The sequence below is a fragment of the Enterobacter sp. 01-M-02-SI-ECC genome (assembly GCF_047530595.1).
GTDB lineage: Bacteria > Pseudomonadota > Gammaproteobacteria > Enterobacterales > Enterobacteriaceae > Enterobacter > Enterobacter cloacae_M.
Genome location: NZ_JBLKCZ010000028.1, coordinates 1 through 19,062, shown reverse-complemented (window position 1 = coordinate 19,062; position 19,062 = coordinate 1). Strand labels below are relative to the sequence as shown.

Sequence of the window (19,062 nt, the reverse complement as noted above, 5' to 3'; positions counted from 1 at the left end):
CCGCGCGGTGAGCGAAACGTTTTTCTATAAAAAAACGCCGCATTTTGTTATATAAAAATGCGACTACCATAAGAATATATAATACATCAACGAAACGATTATCTCGACGATTTCGCTTCCGCCATTTGTCTGCGGCGACGCAGTGCAATAGCCAGCTGGATAATATTGATTAAAACGACAATCGCCGTGGCGGCAAATACCCAACGAAAACCGGCCATCGCGGAAACGGATGCGCCAATAAGCGGACCGGCAACATTCCCCAGATACATAAATGACTGGTTATATCCAAAGATACGCCCCGTCACCTGGTCGCTGGAATATTTAACCAGCAGGGTCTGTACCGCAGGCAACATTGCACCATCAGCAAACCCGAGCAGGAATCGCAATACGCCTAGCTGAAGCGGAGAGGTGACAAAAGACATCGCGAAGAAGAGCACAACCGCAAAGATCAGCGTCGCCATCAGGATGCGCGCGGTGCCGATCCTGTCACCCAGTTTTCCCAGACGCGGCGCGGAAATCAGGGCGGATACGCCCGGCACGGCCGCAATCATGCCGCTCAGAAAAGCGATATTTGTGCTATCCGGCTCCATCGACTTGATAAACAGCGCCAGAATCGGACCGACCGAACCGTTACAGAGCTGGATAACCATAGTGGTCACAAACAGGCTGATCATCAGTCCCGGATAGGGCAGCGAGGCGAAGACGGCCTTGCCGCTCAGGCGTTCAGATTTACTGATAACCGGGCGTCCTCCCTCTTTGATAAGAAAGAGCGTGACCAGAAAACTGACCACCAGCAGGATCGCGGTGATGATAAATACCGCGCGCAGCCCGACGTGGTCCGCCAGAAAGCCCCCCAGCAGCGGACCGCCGATGACGCCGCTGATCTGCGCCGTGGAGAGCGTGCTCAGCGCCCAGCCGCTACGCTCGCGCGGCACCTGAGAGGCGACCAGCGCCATGGCGTTTGGAATGTACCCGGACGTCAGCCCCATCACCGCGCGCAGGAAAAACAGCTGCCAGACGTTGGTGGCGAAGGCCTGGAGCAGAATGGCGATCGCCATCCCGAGCGAGGCGCGCAGCAGCATCAGTTTACGGCCTTTCCGATCCGCCAGGCTGCCCCACATCGGTGACACAATGGCGGACACCAGAAACGTGACGCTGAACGTCAGGCCGGACCACATGGAGAGCGCTTCATGCGAGGTCACCCCCAGCTGCGAGACGTACAGCGGCAGGAATGGCAGGATCTGGCTAATGGCCAGCCCGGTAAAGAAGCAGCCAAACCAGACCGAGATAAGATTAACTTTCCAGGATTCCATAACGAAATAGTCTTCATTTTTAGGCGAATTCGCCGACAGATTAGCAAGTTACGCGTTTTGACGTCGCACCAGAGATGCGGCCCGACTGACTTTGGTGTTTTATCTTCCCAGTCATCATATTTGTGAAACAAGTCACAATTCATCCATTTTCTGGCGGAATATTATGCTTCACCGGCAGAGTCCGAAACCGTGCATTCCCAGATGAAAATGGTTGGCATGCGCCGCGTTATACTCCGGCCCGAGGCCGTTTCCGTAGTAGCCGCAGCTTGCCGCCAGCATGGCCTTTAGCCATGGCTGCGTTGTTGCCGCCTTCCAGCCGTTCAGCACCGTGACGCGCTCCCCGTTCGCCAGCCGAAAGGCGGCGATATCCAGCGCCTCCGCCGTGGCATGCTCACTGCGTCGCGCGTCAGGGCGGTGATAGATATTGCGGCAGGCAAAACTGCCGAGGTGGTCGATACGCGCAAGGTCGCTGCCCGTATAGCGCTTTGTCAGCGGTCGGGCCTGCTGGCTGATAAACAGCGCAGAGCTGAGCGCCAGCGGACAGCTAGCAAGAAAACTGCTGTTCAGGCCGACCGGACCGAAGTCACGCACGCGCACGACGTTGTTAAGCGGACACGCGCCGCCGCTGCCCGCCACCGGCTGGGTGTGGATGAGATCTCTTTGGTTAGCCTGCGCGAGCAGGCTCTCGCACGCCTCGGGGTTTAAACGCCGAAGCTTATACTGGGTGATTCGGCCCGGCGGGTCGTCCAGCGTCAGCGGCATGAAAGGGTTGTAGTAAGACGGCAACCAGCGGTAACCCACCGTTGCAACGGCCACAATGATGAATACGGTCAGCAGCGTTTTTCCTTTCACTCTCCCCCCTCAACATTCCCCAAAACATTATGGCAGAAGGCCGCGAAACCCGCCGGGCATCGTGGTATGTTATTGGCTTTTCGTCAGACTGGAAGAGAGTGAGATGGCTAAGCAGCGCGTAGGTATTGTCTTTGGGGGAAAATCAGCGGAGCACGAAGTGTCATTGCAATCGGCTAAAAATATCGTTGATGCAATCGATAAAAGCCGTTTCGACGTGGTGCTGCTGGGCATTGATAAACAGGGCCAGTGGCACGTGAACGATGCCAGCCAGTATCTGCTGAACGCTCACGATCCGGCCCATATCGCCCTTAATCCTTCGGAAGTAAGCGTCGCCACCGTACCCGGCGTCGTGAAGGGGCAGCTCATCGACGCCGGCAACGCTCAGGCTCTCGCCCAGATCGACGTTGTCTTCCCTATCGTTCACGGCACCCTGGGCGAAGATGGTTCCCTGCAGGGGATGCTGCGCATGGCCAACCTGCCGTTCGTCGGCTCGGACGTACTCGGCTCTGCCGCGTGCATGGACAAAGACGTCACCAAACGCCTGCTGCGCGATGCCGGGCTGAATATTGCGCCATTCGTGACCCTCACCCGCGCAAACCGCGACAAGCACAGCTTCGCGCAAATCAGCGGAGAGCTGGATCTGCCGCTGTTTGTGAAGCCTGCAAACCAGGGCTCCTCCGTGGGCGTCAGCAAAGTCACCAGCGAAGCAGAGTTCACGCAGGCCGTCCGTCTGGCGTTTGAGTTCGACCATAAAGTGGTGGTTGAGCAGGGCATCAAAGGCCGTGAAATTGAGTGCGCCGTGCTGGGCAACGATTTTCCACAGGCGAGCACCTGCGGCGAAGTGGTGTTAAACAGCGACTTCTACTCGTACGACACCAAATACATTGATGACAAAGGCGCGCAGGTTGTCGTTCCTGCGGATATCGATCCGGCGATTAACGATAAGATCCGGGCGATCGCCATTCGCGCTTATCAGACGCTCGGCTGCTGCGGCATGGCGCGCGTGGATGTGTTCCTGACGCAGGAAAACGAAGTGGTGATCAATGAAATCAACACGCTGCCGGGGTTCACTAACATCAGCATGTATCCAAAACTGTGGCAGGCCAGCGGCCTGAGCTACCCGGAACTGATCACCCGCCTGATCGAACTGGCGCTGGAGCGTCACGCCGCCGACAGCGCGCTTAAAAGTTCCGTAAACGGTTAATCGGCGCTCTTCGCCGACTCCGCGTCATCCGCTGTCGTCTCTTCAGGACGACGGCGGATAATCAGCCCCGCCAGCCAGAAACTTATCACCCAGGTCACCAGCCCGACGGCATAGGTTTGCCACCCTTTTGCTTCAAACCCCAACAGGCCCACGACACCGTTAAGAATAAAGATCAGCCCGATGGCAAAGGCGTAGTAGTGCCAGTCACGGCGTAGTTTGGACGTGAGCTTCATAACAACTCCGGCAGGAAAAAAAGACATCCTCTCACAGTTTTACGGCCAGGTCTGTGGCAAATACGGAAATTCTGAAACGCGACGCAATTTCACTTAAGTGATGAAATTGTGATGTGCTGCAGAAATCGACAATCCAGGAGAATTCCTGAGCGCAAATTACCACGATTCTGATATTGACAAATGCGATGACCTGTCAAACTCACCCCGTAAGACGCGTATTAAAACAGAGTGATACCACGGGAGGTCAACATGGCTGACTTTACATTGTCGAAACCGATTTTTGGCGGCAAACCAAAAACCTCCACGGCGGGTAATATTGCTTATGCCCTGTTTGTCCTGTTCTGCTTCTGGGCCGGCTCACAGCTGCTCAACATGCTGGTCCATGCCCCCGGCGTTTATGAACACCTGATGCAGGTGCAGGATAACGGACGCCCGCGAGTTGAGATTGGGTTTGGCGTAAGCACCCTGTTCGGCCTGATCCCCTTCCTCGCGGGATGTATGATTCTGGGCGTTGTAGCGTTAGTTCTGCGCTTTCGCCGTCGCCGTTAAAGCCCCATACAGCGCGCCCGGCGATCGTCCACGCGTTTTGCGAACCATGCGGTTGTCAGGTTACGCGTGATCTTCGGGCTTTCCAGCTGGATCCCCGGCAGGATCGCCCTCGGTAACGTTTTCCCACTTTTCTGCTCCGCAAGCGCAAACACCTTGTTGTACAGATCCGTTTTCTCAAAGGCCAGGCTGTCGCCTTTCTCAAGCTGACGGCGAATGTCGCTGTTGCTCAAGCCAAGCGTTGTCGATAATTTCCGTACTGCCAGCTCGGTGCTTCCCGCCTCGCTGCTGCCGTAAGCGATGAGATCGCCGTCCAGCGCCAGCTTGACGCCGCTTGCGCGGCTGACCGCACTCTGGAACGCCGCATTACGGCTGGCATACCAGCCCGCGTTAAAGTCGGCAAAGCGGTACAGCGGCTCATTGTAGTTCGCCGGATAGTTCAGTAGATGATACGTGCCGAACCACAGCCCACCGCGCAGGGAGAAGACCTCCTGACGCACCGTACCGTCGATTTTCCACGGGTAGCCGTCGGTATGCTTCTCCGCGAACGCAATGCTCACCTGCATCGGGCCACCGGTATGTACCGGGTTCAGCGAGCCGAACAGCTTCTGCCCCATCGGGACCATACTGATGAAATCATCAAAGATGGCGCTAAGCTGTTTTTCGGTTTTCACCGCATCCAGCCGTTCGCTGTAGCTTTTGCCATTCGGCGAGGTGATTTTAAGCGCGGTATGCACCAGGAAAACCGGGATATGCATGGACTCCGCGCGGCGGTCGATCTCTTTCCAGGCAATTTTGTTTAGGCCCGGCACCACCGGGTCTGACTGGTACATTGACTCCTGCTGCGCCACCGCTAGCACAGAGCAGATATTCTCCTCGGTCGGCGCAATCTTTTGGCTTTCAAAGGTTTTTGCCAGCGCATCTGCCCACGCATTGCGATCCTTCACGCTGGCGGGCATTTTCTGCCGCACAACGCTCGCCACATCGACGGGCTTCTCCCCCTTTTTGAGCGGAGCGGCCCCTTTTTCGGCACAGCCTGCCAGCACAAGAGCGGCCAGCAAGGACAACGGTAACGCGCGCGGTACGGCAAAAGACATAGCAACTTCCTGTATTAGCTAAATGTGTTGGTGACTTCCTGCAGGTCACGATCGTCCAGCTCACGTTCAAAACTGCGCAGACGTTTGTAAATGGACATCAGTTCTACCAGGGTGGTCCAGGAGCTGATCAGGTACTGGAACGAGCCTCGAACCTGACCGAAAACGTTGGTAATCTGCGTCATCAGACCGAGCGTAATCGTACCCGCAACAATCGACGGGAACAGCAGGAACAAACCGAAAACGTTATCCACCTGCAGATACAAAATACGCGCGATGTTGAAATACATATAGTGGAAGTAGAGTCGGAAGTAGTTACGACGCACGGCGCCAAACAGCTCGCGGACGGTCGGCGGCGAGGCGCGGTTGGCATCATCTTCGCCGTAAACCAGCTCTTTACGGTAAGCGGCTTCCACGCGTTGATTTTTAAACTCCAGACCCGGCAGTTTGATCCCCACCACCGCCAGCAGGCCCGTCCCCATCAGCGACCAGACGATCGCGGCAATCACCAGACCATAAGGAATATGACCGACAATAGGCAGATCCGGCACGTGCGCAGAGAGCGTTACCAGCACGGGCAGGAAGGCGATCAGCGTCATGATGGCGTTGATAAAGCTGACGCCCATGTCTTCAAGGGTGGAGGCAAAACGCATGGTGTCTTCCTGCACGCGCTGCGCGGCGCCTTCGATATGGCGCAGGTGCTGCCAGTGCGCCATGTAATGTTCATTCATCGCGGTACGCCAGCGGAAAACGTAGTGGCTGACGAAGAAGTTGTTCATCACGCCGATGATAACCGCAATCAGGGCGATACCGAGGAAGATCCCGACTTCATGGTAGAACTGGTTGATAGTCACCTTGTGCGGCGAGCTCAGCGCGGTCTGGATCAAATCGTAGAACGGCGCATACCAGGCGTTAACCGCCACGCCCACTTCGACAAGAAACCAGGTGACAAAGATAATCAGCGATGTGCCGAGGATCGACCAGTACTGCCAGCGGTGCGGAGAATACATAAACCAGAACAGCGCAAACAGCCCAACGCACACCATATAGTAGGCGTAAAACAGCAGATAGCTCAGCGACCAGAAGCGCGCCGCGCTAATCGGCACCTCGCCCGTTGCTCCCGTGATACGCGTCAGCCATGCGCCGCCGCCCGCCTGCCAGAAAATGACAGCGATGAGTGCCCAAATAAATGCCGACAGGAAAAAAGGCCCCGGCTTTGGGAAAAAAGACTTAAACATAATGCTTCCTTCTTGTTGTTATGGCTGTTGCTGCGCACAACACGTTACCACACGAAAAACCTGCCCGAGCCAGCCTCCCGGCTCCGGCAAAAAGGTCAGACCCGAGCGTTAATTATTAGTTCGCTTTCCAGTTTTCAAGAATTGTTTCGGTGCGTTTCACCGCGAGAGGATTCGCCGGCGCGATGAAGTTACGCCAGACGTCGTTGTGGTGGTTAATCAGGATCTGCGCATCTGCCGCCGGGCGATTGGCGGTAGTGTGGGCATCTTCCGCCACGATAATGTGATAACCCCGGCTGACGCCGTTCTTAATCGTCGCATCGACGCAGTAGTCGGTGGCGCAGCCGCAGATGACAAACTCGCGAATGCCCTGCTCACGCAGCAGCGTCTCTAGCGCGGTGTTATAGAAGGCATCACAGGCGGTTTTAGTGACGTAAAGCGCGTCAGCAGGCTGATGGAGTTCAGGCAGTAGCGCAAACCCTTCGCTTCCCTCTTCCAGGCCCCCGGCCTCGGTATGCTGAATAAAAATCACCTTGTCGGCTGCCTGCGTAAGCTGGTTGATCAGAGAGACACACTTTTCGCGCTGATGACGAGGGGTTTCAAATACCCCGTTCTGCATATCGACAACCATAACCACACGCTTCTCAGACATACCGTTCTCCGTAAGATTGAGTGACACTGGTGCCTATCATAAGCCCGATGTCACAAAATGGGAGATGGCTCGTCAGTAAATTGTTCATATTTACCCATGGTTACGTTTTTCTCGCTATCGTTATGCAATTCGGGGCATTGCGCGGTACCGTTTAGTAGTATAAATACCCATTACTTTCCTCATTCACTTCATGGATGCTTTTCGTTGAAACGTTGTCTGCTCTCTTTTGCCGCGCTGTGTGCGGTGAGCTTTTCTACCGCCCAGGCAGCCCAACCGCTGACGGCGCCCGTTTTAGCTTCAGATATTGCCGATCGCTACGCGAACCTTATCTATTACGGCAGCGGCGCGACCGGGATGGCGATGGTCGTCATCGACGGCAACCAGCGTGTGTTCCGCAGCTTTGGCGAAACGCGCCCAGGAAATAACGTTCACCCGCAGCTGGATTCCGTTATCCGCATCGCGTCCTTAACCAAGCTGATGACCAGCGAAATGCTGGTGAAACTGCTCGACCAGGGCGTGGTGAAGCTCGACGACCCGCTCAGCAAATACGCGCCGCCAGGCGCCCGGGTACCCACATATCAGGGGACGCCAATCCGGCTTGTGAACCTTGCCACCCACACCAGCGCCCTGCCGCGCGAGCAGCCAGGCGGGGCGGCGCACCGTGACGTATTTGTCTGGCCAACGCGCGACCAGCGCTGGAGCTACCTGAGTACCGCCACGCTGAAGGCGGCGCCGGGTTCGCAGGCCTCTTATTCAAACCTGGCCTTTGACCTGCTGGCGGACGCCCTTTCAACGGCGGCTGGCAAACCCTACACGCAGCTGTTTGAAGAGCAGATAACCCGTCCGCTGGGTATGAAAGACACCACCTTTACCCCGTCCCCGGATCAGTGCCGTCGCCTGATGGTGGCGGAGAAAGGCGCTAGCCCCTGTAATAACACGCTCGCGGCCGTGGGCAGCGGCGGGGTCTATTCCACGCCTGGCGACATGATGCGCTGGATGCAGCAGTTCCTTTCCTCAGATTTCTACGCCCGCAGCAGCCAGGCCGATCGCATGCAGACCCTGATTTATCAGCGCACTCAGCTGCAACGCGTCATCGGGATGGACGTGCCGGGTAAAGCCGATGCGCTCGGCATGGGCTGGGTCTATATGGCGCCGAAAAATGGCCGTCCGGGTATTATTCAGAAAACCGGCGGCGGCGGCGGATTTATCACCTATATGGCCATGATCCCGCAGTCAAACGTGGGCGCATTTGTGGTGGTCACCCGCTCCCCGCATACGCGTTTCGTCAATATGAGTGACGGGATTAATAACTTAGTGGCTGAACTGAGCGCCAATAAAGCACAGGTTCTCACCGCGTCTAACTAATCTTAATATTCCGTGGGCAAGCGGTTGATGCTGACCAGCTTGCCCCGGCTCATGTTGATATAGTTTCCCTGCCTCAGGGCGGCAAGCACCTCGGCAACAACGGAGCGTGAAATTCTTGTGCTCTGTTGAATATGATTCATCACACCGATTTTTGAACGCAGCGTTTCATCCCATTCCGCCATATTCAGCAGCATCGAGCGGATCTGGTGATAGGAGTTATTTCCCACCAGCTGCTTATCGCGTTTCTCAAGAATGTAAGTTATCCAGGATAACCAGCAGAAGGCCTCTTTCCAGAGTGAATACTGCTGGATAAGTTGACGGGTGGTTTCCGTGGGCAAATAAAAACCGGTACAGGCCGTTTTAGCAATCACCCTGTATTCGTGAGAGTGATTAATCACCACCGTAGACAGCCCGAATATAAAAGGGGCAGTCGCAATCCCCACCAGCAGTTCATCAGTAGTTCGATAAACCTCAATAACGCCGGTTTGTAATACGATCGTACAAGGCTCATTCCATTCGTCTGACGTAATTAATTGCTGGGGCGCACATGTAAAAGGGGTACTGGCCGCTGTTAAATACTGTTCGAGCCGGCGTAATTCAGAAAGCGGTTTCGCATTAACGTTCATGCAGACCTCAAGTCATCCGTATTTGTCGGTCCAATATTATTTTTATTACTTGTATAAAAAGCGGGGGAGATAACCACTCCCCCCCGCTTTTATTCATTTCCAGGTATATTTCACGCCCAGATTTGCGCCCCAGTTCTGATCAACGTCGCCGCCGCCCAGATAAGTGGCATCGGTGTACGCACTGAAGTTCTTCGTGAAGCTGAACTGGGTGCCCAGCCCTACCCGCACAGCGGAGCCTTTCACGCCGTTATCAATGCTGTCACCGTTAATATCGGCATTGTTATCGGCGTCGTCATAGACGTAGGCCAGTTTGAAGTAAGGCGTCAGAGCCTGTTCGCCGCCGTAGTTGAAGGTATAGCCCGTATCAACGCCGAGTTCATAACGCAGGCTATCGTAAGATTGCCCATCCATGCGCATGTCATTGCTAAGACGATAATCATCGCCAGACTGGAACAGGCCAGAGACGGCGGCATATGGCGTAACGTAGCCAGAGAGGTTTGGCTTCCAGTCATAGCCCAGCTTCAGCCCAAAACCAACAGCATCATTCGTGGTATTGCCGTCAACGTACTGACCGTTGCTCATGTTGGCGGAGAGATCGCTGTTGAAGCGGGTGTAGCTCAGGGAGCTGTCGAGGAACAGATCGTTCATGAACTTCGCTGACGCATAGATCATCGCAGTCTGGCTATCCTGATCGACCTGACCGGTACGATCGCTGGTATCACCCTTCGCGAAACCTGCCGCACCACCGACGATCCATTTCGCGTTATTACCGTCAATCTGGGTGTCCACACCCACCATAATGCCGCTCACGTCCTGATCGTAGCTGATAACGCCATTGTCACCGTCGAAGTTGCCACCGAAGTAGCTCACCCACGCACCGCCGTTATCCGCCAGGCCGTGGCGGCTGTTGGTCAGACGCGTGCCAACGGTATCCTGCTGCAGATTCCAGATATTGGTATTGGCAGATGGGATGCTCAGCGCCATATTGGCAGAGTCGGTCAGCTCTTTCTGCTGAAGGACAACGGCGTCACCCTGCTGCTGCGCCTGATAGGTGTAAGCGCCTAAATCGGCTTTGTTTGCGGCAGTAAAGCTGGCTGTGGTATCCGCATTATTGTCATAGACGCGAATAATCTCTTTGTTTTTGTAATCAGCAACGGAACCGGCACCGGTCGCATCGTCGATGCGCACCTGGTAGTTACCTGCAACGTCACCGTTTACTGACAGATGGCCATTAGAGTTAATCGCCACAACACCGTAGTCGTAATCGGCATTGTACTTATCGTTAGTGATATAGCGTGCGTTGTTCAAATCGCTGTTCAGGACGTAATCTCGGCTGGCAACGTTAAGCACCCCGCCATCGGTCAGTTCCATATTGTGCGTATCAACCTGACCCAGCCCCAGCGCCAGCTCAGCACCGTTATCCACGGTGATGGTGTTGGCATACAGTTGGGCCGTTTCTTCCGTCAGTGCCGCACGGCTATAGCTGTCCAGATACAGACGGTCGGTCGCCACGGCACCGCTGTCTCCAATATTCATTGATGAAGCATTGGTCAGGGTGATGGAGTCCGCCAGCAGGCCAGAGTCTTCGACGTTAACCTGAGACTGGTTGTTTACCGTCAGCGTGTCGATATTAGAAAGCTTGCGGGTATCCCACTCAGAGCCGTTATCCAGCGCGATGTTAAACAGCCCGCTCTGATACACCGCTTCACCCGCAACGTGTCCGTTGCTGTCATAAACGGAATCCGGCCAAATGCTGTTAGGGGATAAGCTACTCCAGTCTACGTTGCTGTAGCCCAGGCCATACATCTGCGCTGGGCCGATAGCCTCGACGCTGGACTGTGCTGCACCGACCCATTTGCTGCCGTTGGTCAGGGTTACATCCAGCTTATCGGTGCCATCCCAGCCGTTGGTGGTTGGGTTATAGACACCGTCTGCAGTGGTATCCGTAGCCGGATCGCCGTTCGGATAGAAGTTGTTGTCGAAGGTGCTGGAGAACAGAATATCGCCAGTAACGGTGGAGCGATCGAACGTGGCAGTGGTCTGCATCGCGTTATCAGACGCGCTAGCGGCAACGATCAGCGCCGCATCATCCGCCGCCGTGGCATTCGTTTCACCATAGTCGCTCGGCTTCGCGGTTTGACCGTAGAACCCGTTGGTCCCCAGATCGCGGTACGCGCCTGAGGTCAGAACAGAGTCTTTCACCACCAGCGTGTCGGTAAATACTTTGCTGCTGTTGGCTACGCCTTCCACACCGTCGTAAGGGGTATTATCCGGCTCCTGATAACCCTGCGTCAGGGTAATACCGGCAATGTGGGAATTATTCTGGATAACAATATCGGACTCCACATCCAGGGTAATCGCATTACCCAGATTATACGTGTCCAGATTGTGTCTTTCCGTATTTTCCCCGTTCACGACGTCATACGCATAATGCTCATAGGTATCGTTAATGGTGGAATTATCTACGGTCAGGCTAAAACGATCGTATTGAGAATGGTTGGTGCCATCGGTATCCAGGCCGTCAGCACACGAGGAGGTCATACACTTAGAGGTAATCATACCATTAATGGTGCTGTTGGAAATGCTTAACGCATTCGCCCGCCCATTGATGCCATCATCCAGATAGTATGTTGAAATAACACCATTCACGGTGCTTTTATTAATCACCGGATAAATATCGCCGTCGTGGGTCGCGTCTGAGTAATCCCAGTCGGCATAGCCATAATACCAGGGAGCGGAAGCGGTATTATCGTATCCGAATGTATTATATGTCGTTCCGGAAATATCCTTCGCATTGGCCTGAGAAGCGATAGCCAGGGTGCAGGCTAATGCAAGTTGAGATACAACGAGTTTCTTTTTCCATGTTTGCATTGGGTCATCCCTCCTCAGGGACATAAGCAAGTTTGTCCATCAATGATTTTGCAATGTTTAGTTTAATTGCGGAGGGAATTATGCATTTTCATTTCGAAAAGGTTCAATGAATGTTTCCATTAAGTCCGTATCCAGACTAATAACACATCAAAACCGAGAAAGCCTCTATCACTACAGATAAATATTATAAAAACAAAGCATTAAAATAGAGACAAAACAATAATGTACATATAAAAATAAATAATAAATCATTTTCAATGATGTTTTCCATTTAATATAAAAACAATATGAATAACTCATCTCCATTTCGGCGTTATACTGTCCTGCATTATATATTGATGCCAAAAAACCAGACTCATCGCATTTTACAAAATAAAATGCCCACTTTTACCAAAACACCTGTCTTCACTTTGAGGTACACTAGCCTTCTTTGTTCCACAAACATCAGGCATACCATGACCGATTTAATTGCACGTCCCCGCCGCCTGCGCAAGTCACCTGCACTGCGCGCTATGTTTGAAGAGACAACCCTGACCTTAAACGATCTGGTGTTGCCGATTTTTGTCGAAGAAGAGATCGATGACTACAAAGCCATCGAAGCCATGCCGGGCGTAATGCGCATTCCGGAGAAATATCTGGCGCGTGAGATTGAACGCATCGCCAACGCGGGGATCCGCTCGGTGATGACCTTCGGCATCTCTCACCATACCGATGCCACCGGCAGCGACGCGTGGAAGGAAGATGGCCTCGTCGCCCGCATGTCCCGCATCTGCAAAGAGACCGTGCCGGAAATGGTGGTTATGTCAGACACCTGCTTCTGCGAATATACCTCTCACGGCCACTGCGGCGTGCTGTGCGATCACGGCGTGGATAACGATGCCACCCTGCTGAACCTCGGCAAACAGGCGGTCGTGGCTGCCGCTGCGGGTGCGGACTTCATCGCGCCTTCTGCCGCAATGGACGGACAGGTTCAGGCGATCCGTCAGGCGCTGGACGCGGCGGGCTTTACCGACACCGCCATCATGTCTTACTCCACCAAATTTGCCTCCTCCTTCTACGGCCCGTTCCGTGAAGCTGCGGGCACGGCGCTGAAGGGAGATCGTAAAACCTATCAGATGAACCCGCTTAACCGTCGGGAAGCGATTCGCGAATCCCTGCTTGATGAAGCCCAGGGCGCAGACTGCCTGATGGTGAAACCTGCGGGCGCGTACCTTGATATCCTGCGCGACATCCGCGAGCGCACCGAGTTGCCGCTGGGCGCTTACCAGGTCAGCGGCGAGTACGCGATGATCAAATTCGCCGCGCTGGCCGGTGCGATTGACGAAGAGAAAGTGGTCCTCGAAAGCCTCGGCGCCATCAAACGCGCAGGCGCGGATCTGATCTTCAGCTACTTCGCGCTGGATCTGGCCGAGAAGAAAATTCTGCGTTAATCCGCTTTAGCGCCGGGTGGCGGCTTCGCCTTACCCGGCCTGCTCTCTGCGCTAATCTTCACCAAACTGCAATACAACCGACATCTGCGCCTTCTACTGTCTTCGCAAGACGGCAGGAGGAGTAACCATGTTTAGCCTCGATAGCGTTCTCGACGATCTTTGGCCTCAGGCGAGGCCCACCCCCTGGCAAAAAAGTCTATTAAAAAGACTGTTTTACGAAGACGAATTTCAGCAATTTGCCGCAGCACACCGCCACCTGAAAGGACTGGATATGGTGGAGCAAGTTCTGGAACACCTTGATATTCTCTGCACCGTTTCCGCCCGCGATCTTGAACAAATCCCCGAACATGGCCCTCTGGTCATTATTGCCAACCACCCGACGGGTACGCTGGACGGTCTGGCGCTGATGTACGCCGTTTCTCGCGTGCGACGCGATGTTAAAGTCGTGACCAACCGGATGCTGACCCACCTTGAGCCCCTCAGCTCGCTGTTTATTCCGGTGGATAATATGGGCGGCAGGACAGCGAAATCGTCCCTGGTGCAGATGGAACAGCATCTGCAAAACGCGGGCGTGCTGATCTTCTTCCCGGCCGGAGAAGTTTCCCGCCCCACGCGCAAAGGCATTCGCGACAAAAAGTGGCACTCTGGCTTTATCAAACTCGCCAGCAAGCTGCGCGCCCCGCTGCTGCCGGTGCATATTCAGGCGCATAACAGCCTGCTCTTCTATGCCAGCACGCTGGTCTCCCCGACGCTGTCAATGCTGTTACTCATGCAGCAGATGTTCCGCCGCCGCCACAGCCAGCTGCCGATTAAGATCGGCCAGCAGATTGCCTGGCATCACTGGCACAGCGCCACCCTTTCGTCGCGTGAGATGGCCGAACAGTGCCGTCAGCACGTGATGCGTCTTGGCAAGGGATTGCCTGGCGTCTTTAAAACCCAGTGCGCCATTGCCCGCCCGGAAGACCGCGCCACCCTGAAACGCGCGCTGGCGCAGGCCGAATGTCTGGGCAATACCAGCGACGGTAAAACCATCTATCTTTGGCAGCGCAACGGGCAGGAAGACGCCCCGCTGCTGCGCGAGCTGGGCCGCCTGCGCGAGATTGCCTTTCGCGCGGTCGAGGAAGGGAGCGGCAAACGTCGGGACACCGACAGCTACGACGATGATTATCTGCACCTGATCCTGTGGGATGAGGACGATCTGGAGATCGTCGGGGCGTATCGCTTTATGCCGACGGCCATGCAGATCGAAAAGCGCGGCGTTGAGGGGTTGTACAGCTATAGCCTGTTCCACTACGACGACAAAATGCAGGACGTACTGGAGCACGGCATTGAGCTGGGGCGCAGCTTTATTCAGCCGCGCTACTGGGGACGCCGCGGCCTGGACTATTTATGGTCCGGCATTGGAGCCTACCTGGCGCGTTATCCGAACTACCGCTACCTGTTTGGCCCGGTCTCGATTTCCGGTGGCTTACCGCCTGCCGCACGGGATCTGCTGGTGGCCTTTTACCGCCTGTGGTTCCCGGCAACGCATCCGCTGGCCGCGTCACGTCAGCCGTATCCCGCATCGCTGCCGGACGTGCTCGCGCAGTTTGGCGGCGTGGATTACGTGGATGACCTGACAAAGCTGAAATCCCTGCTCGGCAATCTGGGCTGCGGCATTCCGCCGCTCTACAAGCAGTATTCCGAGCTGTGTGAACCCGGCGGCGTGCAGTTTATTGATTTTGGCAGCGACCCGGCGTTTAACGACTGCGTCGACGGACTGGTGCTGGTGGATTTGTGTTACCTGAAGGCGAACCGCTATCAGCGGTATATTGAGGCGCATTTAATACCCTCACCCCAGCCCTCTCCCTAAAAGGGAGAGGGTGAAAACCGCACCGGGCAGTCCCCTCGCGCCTTTGGGGAGAGGGTTAGGGTGAGGGGATCAAGGCGCACGATAAAACGGCTTATCCCCCAAAATCGTCGCCCGCTGCATAATCCGGCGCTGCGGCAGATAGTCCGCATTGGCATAGTGCTGCGTTACGCGGTTATCCCAGATCGCCAGGTCGTTCTCCTGCCAGCGCCAGCGGACCTGAAACTCCGGCCTGGTGATATGCGCGAACAGGAATCCCAGCAGCGCCTCACTCTCTTTCTCGGACACGTCCACGATGCGCGTCGTGAACCCTTCATTCACGAACAGCGCCTGCTTGCCCGTGACAGGATGGGTCCGCACCACCGGGTGCAGCAGCGGAGGATGCTTCGCAACCGCCTCCTGCCAGCGCTGATGTTCCTCTTCCGTTTTACGGTACTTGTATTCCTGGAACGATTTTTTGAAGTCGTGCTCCGCCCGCAGCCCGCTCAGCAGCGTCCGGAACGGCGCGGAGAGCGCCTCATACGCCGCAATCCCGCTGGTCCACAGCGTATCGCCGCCGGTTTCCGGCAGCAGCTTCGCCGCCAGAATCGCCCCGGCGGGCGGCGTCTCGATAAAGGTTACGTCGGTGTGCCAGTTGTCGTTATCCGGCGGGTTATCGTTGTGGGTGTCCAGAACGATAATCTCCTCCACGCCTTCCGCATGCGGATAGACGGGGTGGATATGCAGATCGCCAAAGCGCAGGGCCAGCGCGCGCTGCTGCTGCGGGGTGATCGCCTGTTCCCGCAGGAAAACGACCTGATGGCGCAGCACCGCGTGGTACAGCTGCTCGAACTGGTTATCGCTCAGCGGACGGGTCACATCCAGGCCCGACACCTGCGCGCCAATGTACGGCCCCAGCGGGGTAATGGTCAGACGTTCACTCATTGTATTTCTCCATGCCAGGGCGTCAGGCGGCGCTGTAACGCGCGCAGCCCCAGTTCTAATCCGAAGGCGATCGCGGCGATCACCGCGATCCCTGCCAGCACCACGTCAGTCGCCAGGAACTCTCCCGCCGACTGCACCATAAACCCAAGGCCGCGCGTGGCCGCAATCAGCTCTGCCGCCACCAGCGTGGACCAGCCCACGCCGAGGCCGATGCGCAGCCCGGTTAAAATTTCCGGCAGCGCGCCCGGTAAAATCACGAACAGCAGCACCTGCGTGCGGCTGGCTCCCAGCGACTGCGCCGCGCGGATCCGCACCTGCTGGGCGCTCTTCACGCCTTCCAGCGTTGACATTGCAACCGGCGCAAAGATCGCCAGATAGATGAGTAAAACTTTGGGCGTTTCACCTATGCCGAACCAGATAACCACCAGCGGCAGCCAGGCCAGCGGCGGCACCGGACGGTAAAGCTCAATCAGCGGGTCGAGTATGCCGCGCACCGTCGGGCTTAAGCCCATCGCGATCCCGACCGGTATCCCGATAATTACCGCTGCCAGAAGCGCCACCAGAATACGCGCCAGACTTGCACCTAAGTGCTGCCAGAGCGTGGCATCCATAAAGCCCTGCGGCCCGGCGATGGTAATGAGTTTGGTCAGCACCTGGCCCGGCGGCGGCAGAAACAGCGGGCTGACCCACTGCTGGGCAGCAACCGCCCACCACACCGCCAGCAGCACCAGCAGCGTACCGACGCTCAACGTGATTTGGCGCGAGAAAGGCCAGCGCAGCGCCAGACGCGTGCGGCGCGTTTTTTCACTGAAGACGATGCTCATGAGAAAGCCTCCCGTTGTTCAAACACGCGGCTTAAGACGTATTCACGCTGTTCGATAAACAGCGGATCGGATTTGATGCTGCGCACGGGTTCTCCCGCGACGAAGCGGCGGGCGAAATCCAGCGGCAAGCGCTCCAGCACGCGGCCCGGCCCCGGCGAGAGCAGTACCAGCTCCGTCGCCATAAACACCGCCTCTTCGATATCGTGGGTAATCAACAGCACCTGCTTGCCCGTCTCGTGCCACAGGCGCAGCAGCAGGGTTTGCATCTGCTCGCGGGTGAAGGCATCCAGCGCCCCGAACGGCTCGTCCAGCAGCAACAGCTGCGGATTCGCGGCCAGCGCGCGGGCAATACCCACGCGCTGCCGCTGGCCGCCGGAAAGCTGCCAGATAAAGCGTTTTTCCGCCCCTTCCAGCCCCACTTTTTTCAGCATCGTCCGTGCCGTTTCCAGCCGCTGTTCGCGATTGACGCCCGCAAGCTGTAGCCCAAACGCCACGTTTTCCTGCACGTTGCGCCAGGGAAGCAATCCTTCGTTCTGGAAGACCACGCCGCGCTCGGCGCCCGGGCCTTCCACCTTTTTGCCTTCCAGTTGGATGGTGCCATGCTGATAAGGGACAAACCCGGCGATCAGATTCAGCAGCGTGGTTTTTCCGCACCCGGACGGGCCCAGCACCACCAGCAGCTCACCGCTGTCCAGCGTCAGGTTGATGTCCTCCAGCGCGGGCTTACCGCCGTAATCGGCGTACAGGTTCGTAATATTCAGCATGGCGGACTCCTTATTTCACAAAACGATCGGTCACGTACTGGCTGTAATCCGTCGCCACCGCTGGCACTTTGCCCTGCTCTTTCAGGAAGGTGGCGGTATCAACAATCGCTTTGTTTACCGGCCCGGTCAGCTGCTGCACCTGCTGCGCGGGGGTCAGATAGGTATTGCCTTTCACCAACCCCGGCACGTCCGCTTCCGGCACGCCGCTCAGGCGGGAGAGTTTTTCCAGGTTGGCGGGCTGCTTCAGCCATTCATCCGGGTTAGAGATGTACGGCTGCTGGGCATCAATCGCGCTTTTTGCGAAGGCTTTCACCACCTCAGGATGTTTCTCGGCGAAGTCTTTGCGCACGACCCACACGTCGAGGGTTGGCGCGCCCCACTGGCCCACTTTTTCTGAGTCGGTCAGCACGGTGCCGTCTTTTTCCAGTTCGTTCACTGCCGGTGCCCAGACGTAAGCCCCGTCAATATCCCCGCGCTGCCAGGCCGCGATAATCGCCGGCGGCTGCAGGTTGATGATTTGTACCTGACCCGGCTTGATGCCCCAGTGTTTGAGCGCCGCCAGCAGGCTGTAGTGGGTTGTGGAGATAAACGGCACGGCGATGCGTTTGCCGATCAGATCTTCCGGTTTAGTGATGTTTTTCTTCACTACCAGCGCTTCTGAGTTACCGAGCTGCGAGGCTAGCAGGAAAACCTCGATCGGCACCTGCTGGCTGGCCGCCACCGCAAGCGGGCTGGATCCGATATTGCCGATCTGCACGTCGCCGGAGGCTAACGCACGCACCACGGATGCGCCGCTGTCGAACTTGCGCCAGTCGACTTTCGCGCCGCTCTCTTTGGCAAAGGTGTTGTCCGCCTGCGCGACTTTCGCCGGTTCCGCAGAGGTTTGATACGCGACGGTGACGTCCACCGCCTGCGCCTGAAATGCCCACAGCGCCAGTGCGCCGAGAAGTGTGATTCGCGATGAAATTGCCATAGTGCCTGCTCCCCTTGTTGTTATGAGGGCAGTATTTCCGGCGCGGGAATTTTGATAAAGGAATAAAAATGAATCGCTCATAACGATTCGTTTTTAGATAAAAAGCGGGAAAGGATAGTGAATTTTGTGCGGTTCGTTTTTTCCCTCTCCCCGTGGGCGGAGGGTTACCCAGTAATTTTTTCACCTGAAGTGATGCATGTGGTTTCAGGAAAGTGAATGGCTTACAGCGATGCCCTGGTCCGGCTGTAAATCGCCGAAGCGTTTCCGTAAGGCCGGGGCGAGGCGCAGGGATGCGCCGAGAGGGCGT

General features: G+C 56.2%; 17 protein-coding genes. 5 read left to right on the top strand and 12 right to left on the bottom strand.

Annotated features, from left to right (window positions below):
* Window positions 1–98: 98 nt before the first annotated feature.
* Together ACMWLG_RS22510 and ACMWLG_RS22505 are read right to left on the bottom strand one after the other, a co-directional pair.
* Window positions 99–1,313: a multidrug efflux MFS transporter gene (locus ACMWLG_RS22510; RefSeq protein ID WP_023310531.1), complete on the bottom strand. Its 1,215-nt coding sequence runs from the start codon at window positions 1,311–1,313 to the stop codon at window positions 99–101.
* A gap of 168 nt (window positions 1,314–1,481) precedes the next feature.
* Window positions 1,482–2,165 (bottom strand): extensin family protein, encoded by a 684-nt coding sequence (locus ACMWLG_RS22505; protein ID WP_045400617.1) that lies wholly within the window; start codon window positions 2,163–2,165, stop codon window positions 1,482–1,484.
* Window positions 2,166–2,268: 103 nt separating this feature from the next.
* On the opposite strand from ACMWLG_RS22505, the gene ddlA reads away from it, so the two are divergent.
* Window positions 2,269–3,369 carry a D-alanine--D-alanine ligase gene (gene ddlA, locus ACMWLG_RS22500; protein ID WP_045400614.1) on the top strand — a complete coding sequence of 367 codons (1,101 nt, stop codon included), beginning with the start codon at window positions 2,269–2,271 and terminating at the stop codon, window positions 3,367–3,369.
* Here ddlA and ACMWLG_RS22495 read toward each other — a convergent pair.
* Window positions 3,366–3,602: a DUF2754 domain-containing protein gene (locus ACMWLG_RS22495; protein WP_045356384.1), complete on the bottom strand. Its 237-nt coding sequence runs from the start codon at window positions 3,600–3,602 to the stop codon at window positions 3,366–3,368. The two genes, ddlA and ACMWLG_RS22495, sit on opposite strands and share 4 nt — an antisense overlap.
* Window positions 3,603–3,851: 249 nt before the next feature.
* On the opposite strand from ACMWLG_RS22495, the gene ACMWLG_RS22490 reads away from it, so the two are divergent.
* On the top strand, window positions 3,852–4,151 hold the full coding sequence (locus tag ACMWLG_RS22490; RefSeq protein ID WP_008503287.1) for a DUF2755 family protein: 300 nt from the start codon (window positions 3,852–3,854) through the stop codon (window positions 4,149–4,151).
* Here ACMWLG_RS22490 and ACMWLG_RS22485 read toward each other — a convergent pair.
* The 3 genes from ACMWLG_RS22485 to ACMWLG_RS22475 form a co-directional block, all read right to left on the bottom strand.
* Entirely contained in the window at window positions 4,148–5,245 is a 1,098-nt protein-coding gene (locus ACMWLG_RS22485; protein ID WP_045400611.1) for a DUF1615 domain-containing protein, read from the bottom strand. The two genes, ACMWLG_RS22490 and ACMWLG_RS22485, sit on opposite strands and share 4 nt — an antisense overlap.
* A 14-nt stretch (window positions 5,246–5,259) precedes the next feature.
* Window positions 5,260–6,480 carry a peptide antibiotic transporter SbmA gene (sbmA, locus tag ACMWLG_RS22480; protein ID WP_023310526.1) on the bottom strand — a complete coding sequence of 407 codons (1,221 nt, stop codon included), beginning with the start codon at window positions 6,478–6,480 and terminating at the stop codon, window positions 5,260–5,262.
* Window positions 6,481–6,595: 115 nt separating this feature from the next.
* Window positions 6,596–7,129 (bottom strand): isochorismatase family protein, encoded by a 534-nt coding sequence (locus ACMWLG_RS22475; protein WP_045400608.1) that lies wholly within the window; start codon window positions 7,127–7,129, stop codon window positions 6,596–6,598.
* A gap of 204 nt (window positions 7,130–7,333) precedes the next feature.
* Between ACMWLG_RS22475 and ampH the strand changes: the two genes are divergently transcribed.
* Complete coding sequence (ampH, locus tag ACMWLG_RS22470; RefSeq protein WP_023310524.1) at window positions 7,334–8,494, top strand: D-alanyl-D-alanine-carboxypeptidase/endopeptidase AmpH; 1,161 nt, start codon at window positions 7,334–7,336, stop codon at window positions 8,492–8,494.
* 2 nt (window positions 8,495–8,496) lie between these two features.
* On the opposite strand, the gene ACMWLG_RS22465 is transcribed toward ampH, so the two are convergent.
* Window positions 8,497–9,120, bottom strand: a complete 624-nt coding sequence (locus ACMWLG_RS22465; protein WP_045400606.1) for a helix-turn-helix domain-containing protein — start codon at window positions 9,118–9,120, stop codon at window positions 8,497–8,499.
* Between the two features lie 93 nt (window positions 9,121–9,213).
* Complete coding sequence (locus ACMWLG_RS22460; protein WP_045400603.1) at window positions 9,214–11,991, bottom strand: autotransporter outer membrane beta-barrel domain-containing protein; 2,778 nt, start codon at window positions 11,989–11,991, stop codon at window positions 9,214–9,216.
* Window positions 11,992–12,446: 455 nt separating this feature from the next.
* Here ACMWLG_RS22460 and hemB point away from each other — a divergent pair, with 455 nt between their 5' ends.
* Window positions 12,447–13,421: a porphobilinogen synthase gene (gene hemB / locus ACMWLG_RS22455; protein WP_028017695.1), complete on the top strand. Its 975-nt coding sequence runs from the start codon at window positions 12,447–12,449 to the stop codon at window positions 13,419–13,421.
* A gap of 127 nt (window positions 13,422–13,548) precedes the next feature.
* Complete coding sequence (locus tag ACMWLG_RS22450; RefSeq protein ID WP_045400597.1) at window positions 13,549–15,273, top strand: lysophospholipid acyltransferase family protein; 1,725 nt, start codon at window positions 13,549–13,551, stop codon at window positions 15,271–15,273.
* A 69-nt stretch (window positions 15,274–15,342) separates the two neighbouring features.
* Here the strand turns inward: ACMWLG_RS22450 and tauD are convergent, their stop codons facing one another.
* From tauD to tauA, 4 genes are read right to left on the bottom strand one after another with little or no spacing between them, the layout of a single operon-like run.
* On the bottom strand, window positions 15,343–16,194 hold the full coding sequence (tauD, locus tag ACMWLG_RS22445; protein WP_001547743.1) for a taurine dioxygenase: 852 nt from the start codon (window positions 16,192–16,194) through the stop codon (window positions 15,343–15,345).
* Window positions 16,191–17,018 carry a taurine ABC transporter permease TauC gene (gene tauC / locus ACMWLG_RS22440; protein ID WP_045400594.1) on the bottom strand — a complete coding sequence of 276 codons (828 nt, stop codon included), beginning with the start codon at window positions 17,016–17,018 and terminating at the stop codon, window positions 16,191–16,193. Before tauC ends, tauD begins: the two co-directional genes overlap by 4 nt.
* Window positions 17,015–17,782, bottom strand: a complete 768-nt coding sequence (gene tauB / locus ACMWLG_RS22435; protein WP_023310519.1) for a taurine ABC transporter ATP-binding subunit — start codon at window positions 17,780–17,782, stop codon at window positions 17,015–17,017. Before tauB ends, tauC begins: the two co-directional genes overlap by 4 nt.
* 10 nt (window positions 17,783–17,792) lie before the next feature.
* Window positions 17,793–18,755 (bottom strand): taurine ABC transporter substrate-binding protein, encoded by a 963-nt coding sequence (gene tauA / locus ACMWLG_RS22430; RefSeq protein WP_001018397.1) that lies wholly within the window; start codon window positions 18,753–18,755, stop codon window positions 17,793–17,795.
* Window positions 18,756–19,062: the final 307 nt, after the last annotated feature.

Excerpts from the sequence above, each read along its gene's own strand:
- tauA (WP_001018397.1), bottom strand. The coding sequence starts at position 18,755 with ATGGCAATTTCATCGCGAATCACACTTCTCGGCGCACTGGCGCTGTGG.
- hemB (WP_028017695.1), top strand. The coding sequence starts at position 12,447 with ATGACCGATTTAATTGCACGTCCCCGCCGCCTGCGCAAGTCACCTGCA.
- ACMWLG_RS22485 (WP_045400611.1), bottom strand. The coding sequence starts at position 5,245 with ATGTCTTTTGCCGTACCGCGCGCGTTACCGTTGTCCTTGCTGGCCGCT.
- tauC (WP_045400594.1), bottom strand. The coding sequence starts at position 17,018 with ATGAGCATCGTCTTCAGTGAAAAAACGCGCCGCACGCGTCTGGCGCTG.
- ACMWLG_RS22465 (WP_045400606.1), bottom strand. The coding sequence starts at position 9,120 with ATGAACGTTAATGCGAAACCGCTTTCTGAATTACGCCGGCTCGAACAG.
- tauD (WP_001547743.1), bottom strand. The coding sequence starts at position 16,194 with ATGAGTGAACGTCTGACCATTACCCCGCTGGGGCCGTACATTGGCGCG.
- ddlA (WP_045400614.1), top strand. The coding sequence starts at position 2,269 with ATGGCTAAGCAGCGCGTAGGTATTGTCTTTGGGGGAAAATCAGCGGAG.
- ACMWLG_RS22495 (WP_045356384.1), bottom strand. The coding sequence starts at position 3,602 with ATGAAGCTCACGTCCAAACTACGCCGTGACTGGCACTACTACGCCTTT.
- ACMWLG_RS22460 (WP_045400603.1), bottom strand. The coding sequence starts at position 11,991 with ATGCAAACATGGAAAAAGAAACTCGTTGTATCTCAACTTGCATTAGCC.
- ACMWLG_RS22450 (WP_045400597.1), top strand. The coding sequence starts at position 13,549 with ATGTTTAGCCTCGATAGCGTTCTCGACGATCTTTGGCCTCAGGCGAGG.
- ACMWLG_RS22490 (WP_008503287.1), top strand. The coding sequence starts at position 3,852 with ATGGCTGACTTTACATTGTCGAAACCGATTTTTGGCGGCAAACCAAAA.
- tauB (WP_023310519.1), bottom strand. The coding sequence starts at position 17,782 with ATGCTGAATATTACGAACCTGTACGCCGATTACGGCGGTAAGCCCGCG.
- ACMWLG_RS22475 (WP_045400608.1), bottom strand. The coding sequence starts at position 7,129 with ATGTCTGAGAAGCGTGTGGTTATGGTTGTCGATATGCAGAACGGGGTA.
- sbmA (WP_023310526.1), bottom strand. The coding sequence starts at position 6,480 with ATGTTTAAGTCTTTTTTCCCAAAGCCGGGGCCTTTTTTCCTGTCGGCA.
- ACMWLG_RS22510 (WP_023310531.1), bottom strand. The coding sequence starts at position 1,313 with ATGGAATCCTGGAAAGTTAATCTTATCTCGGTCTGGTTTGGCTGCTTC.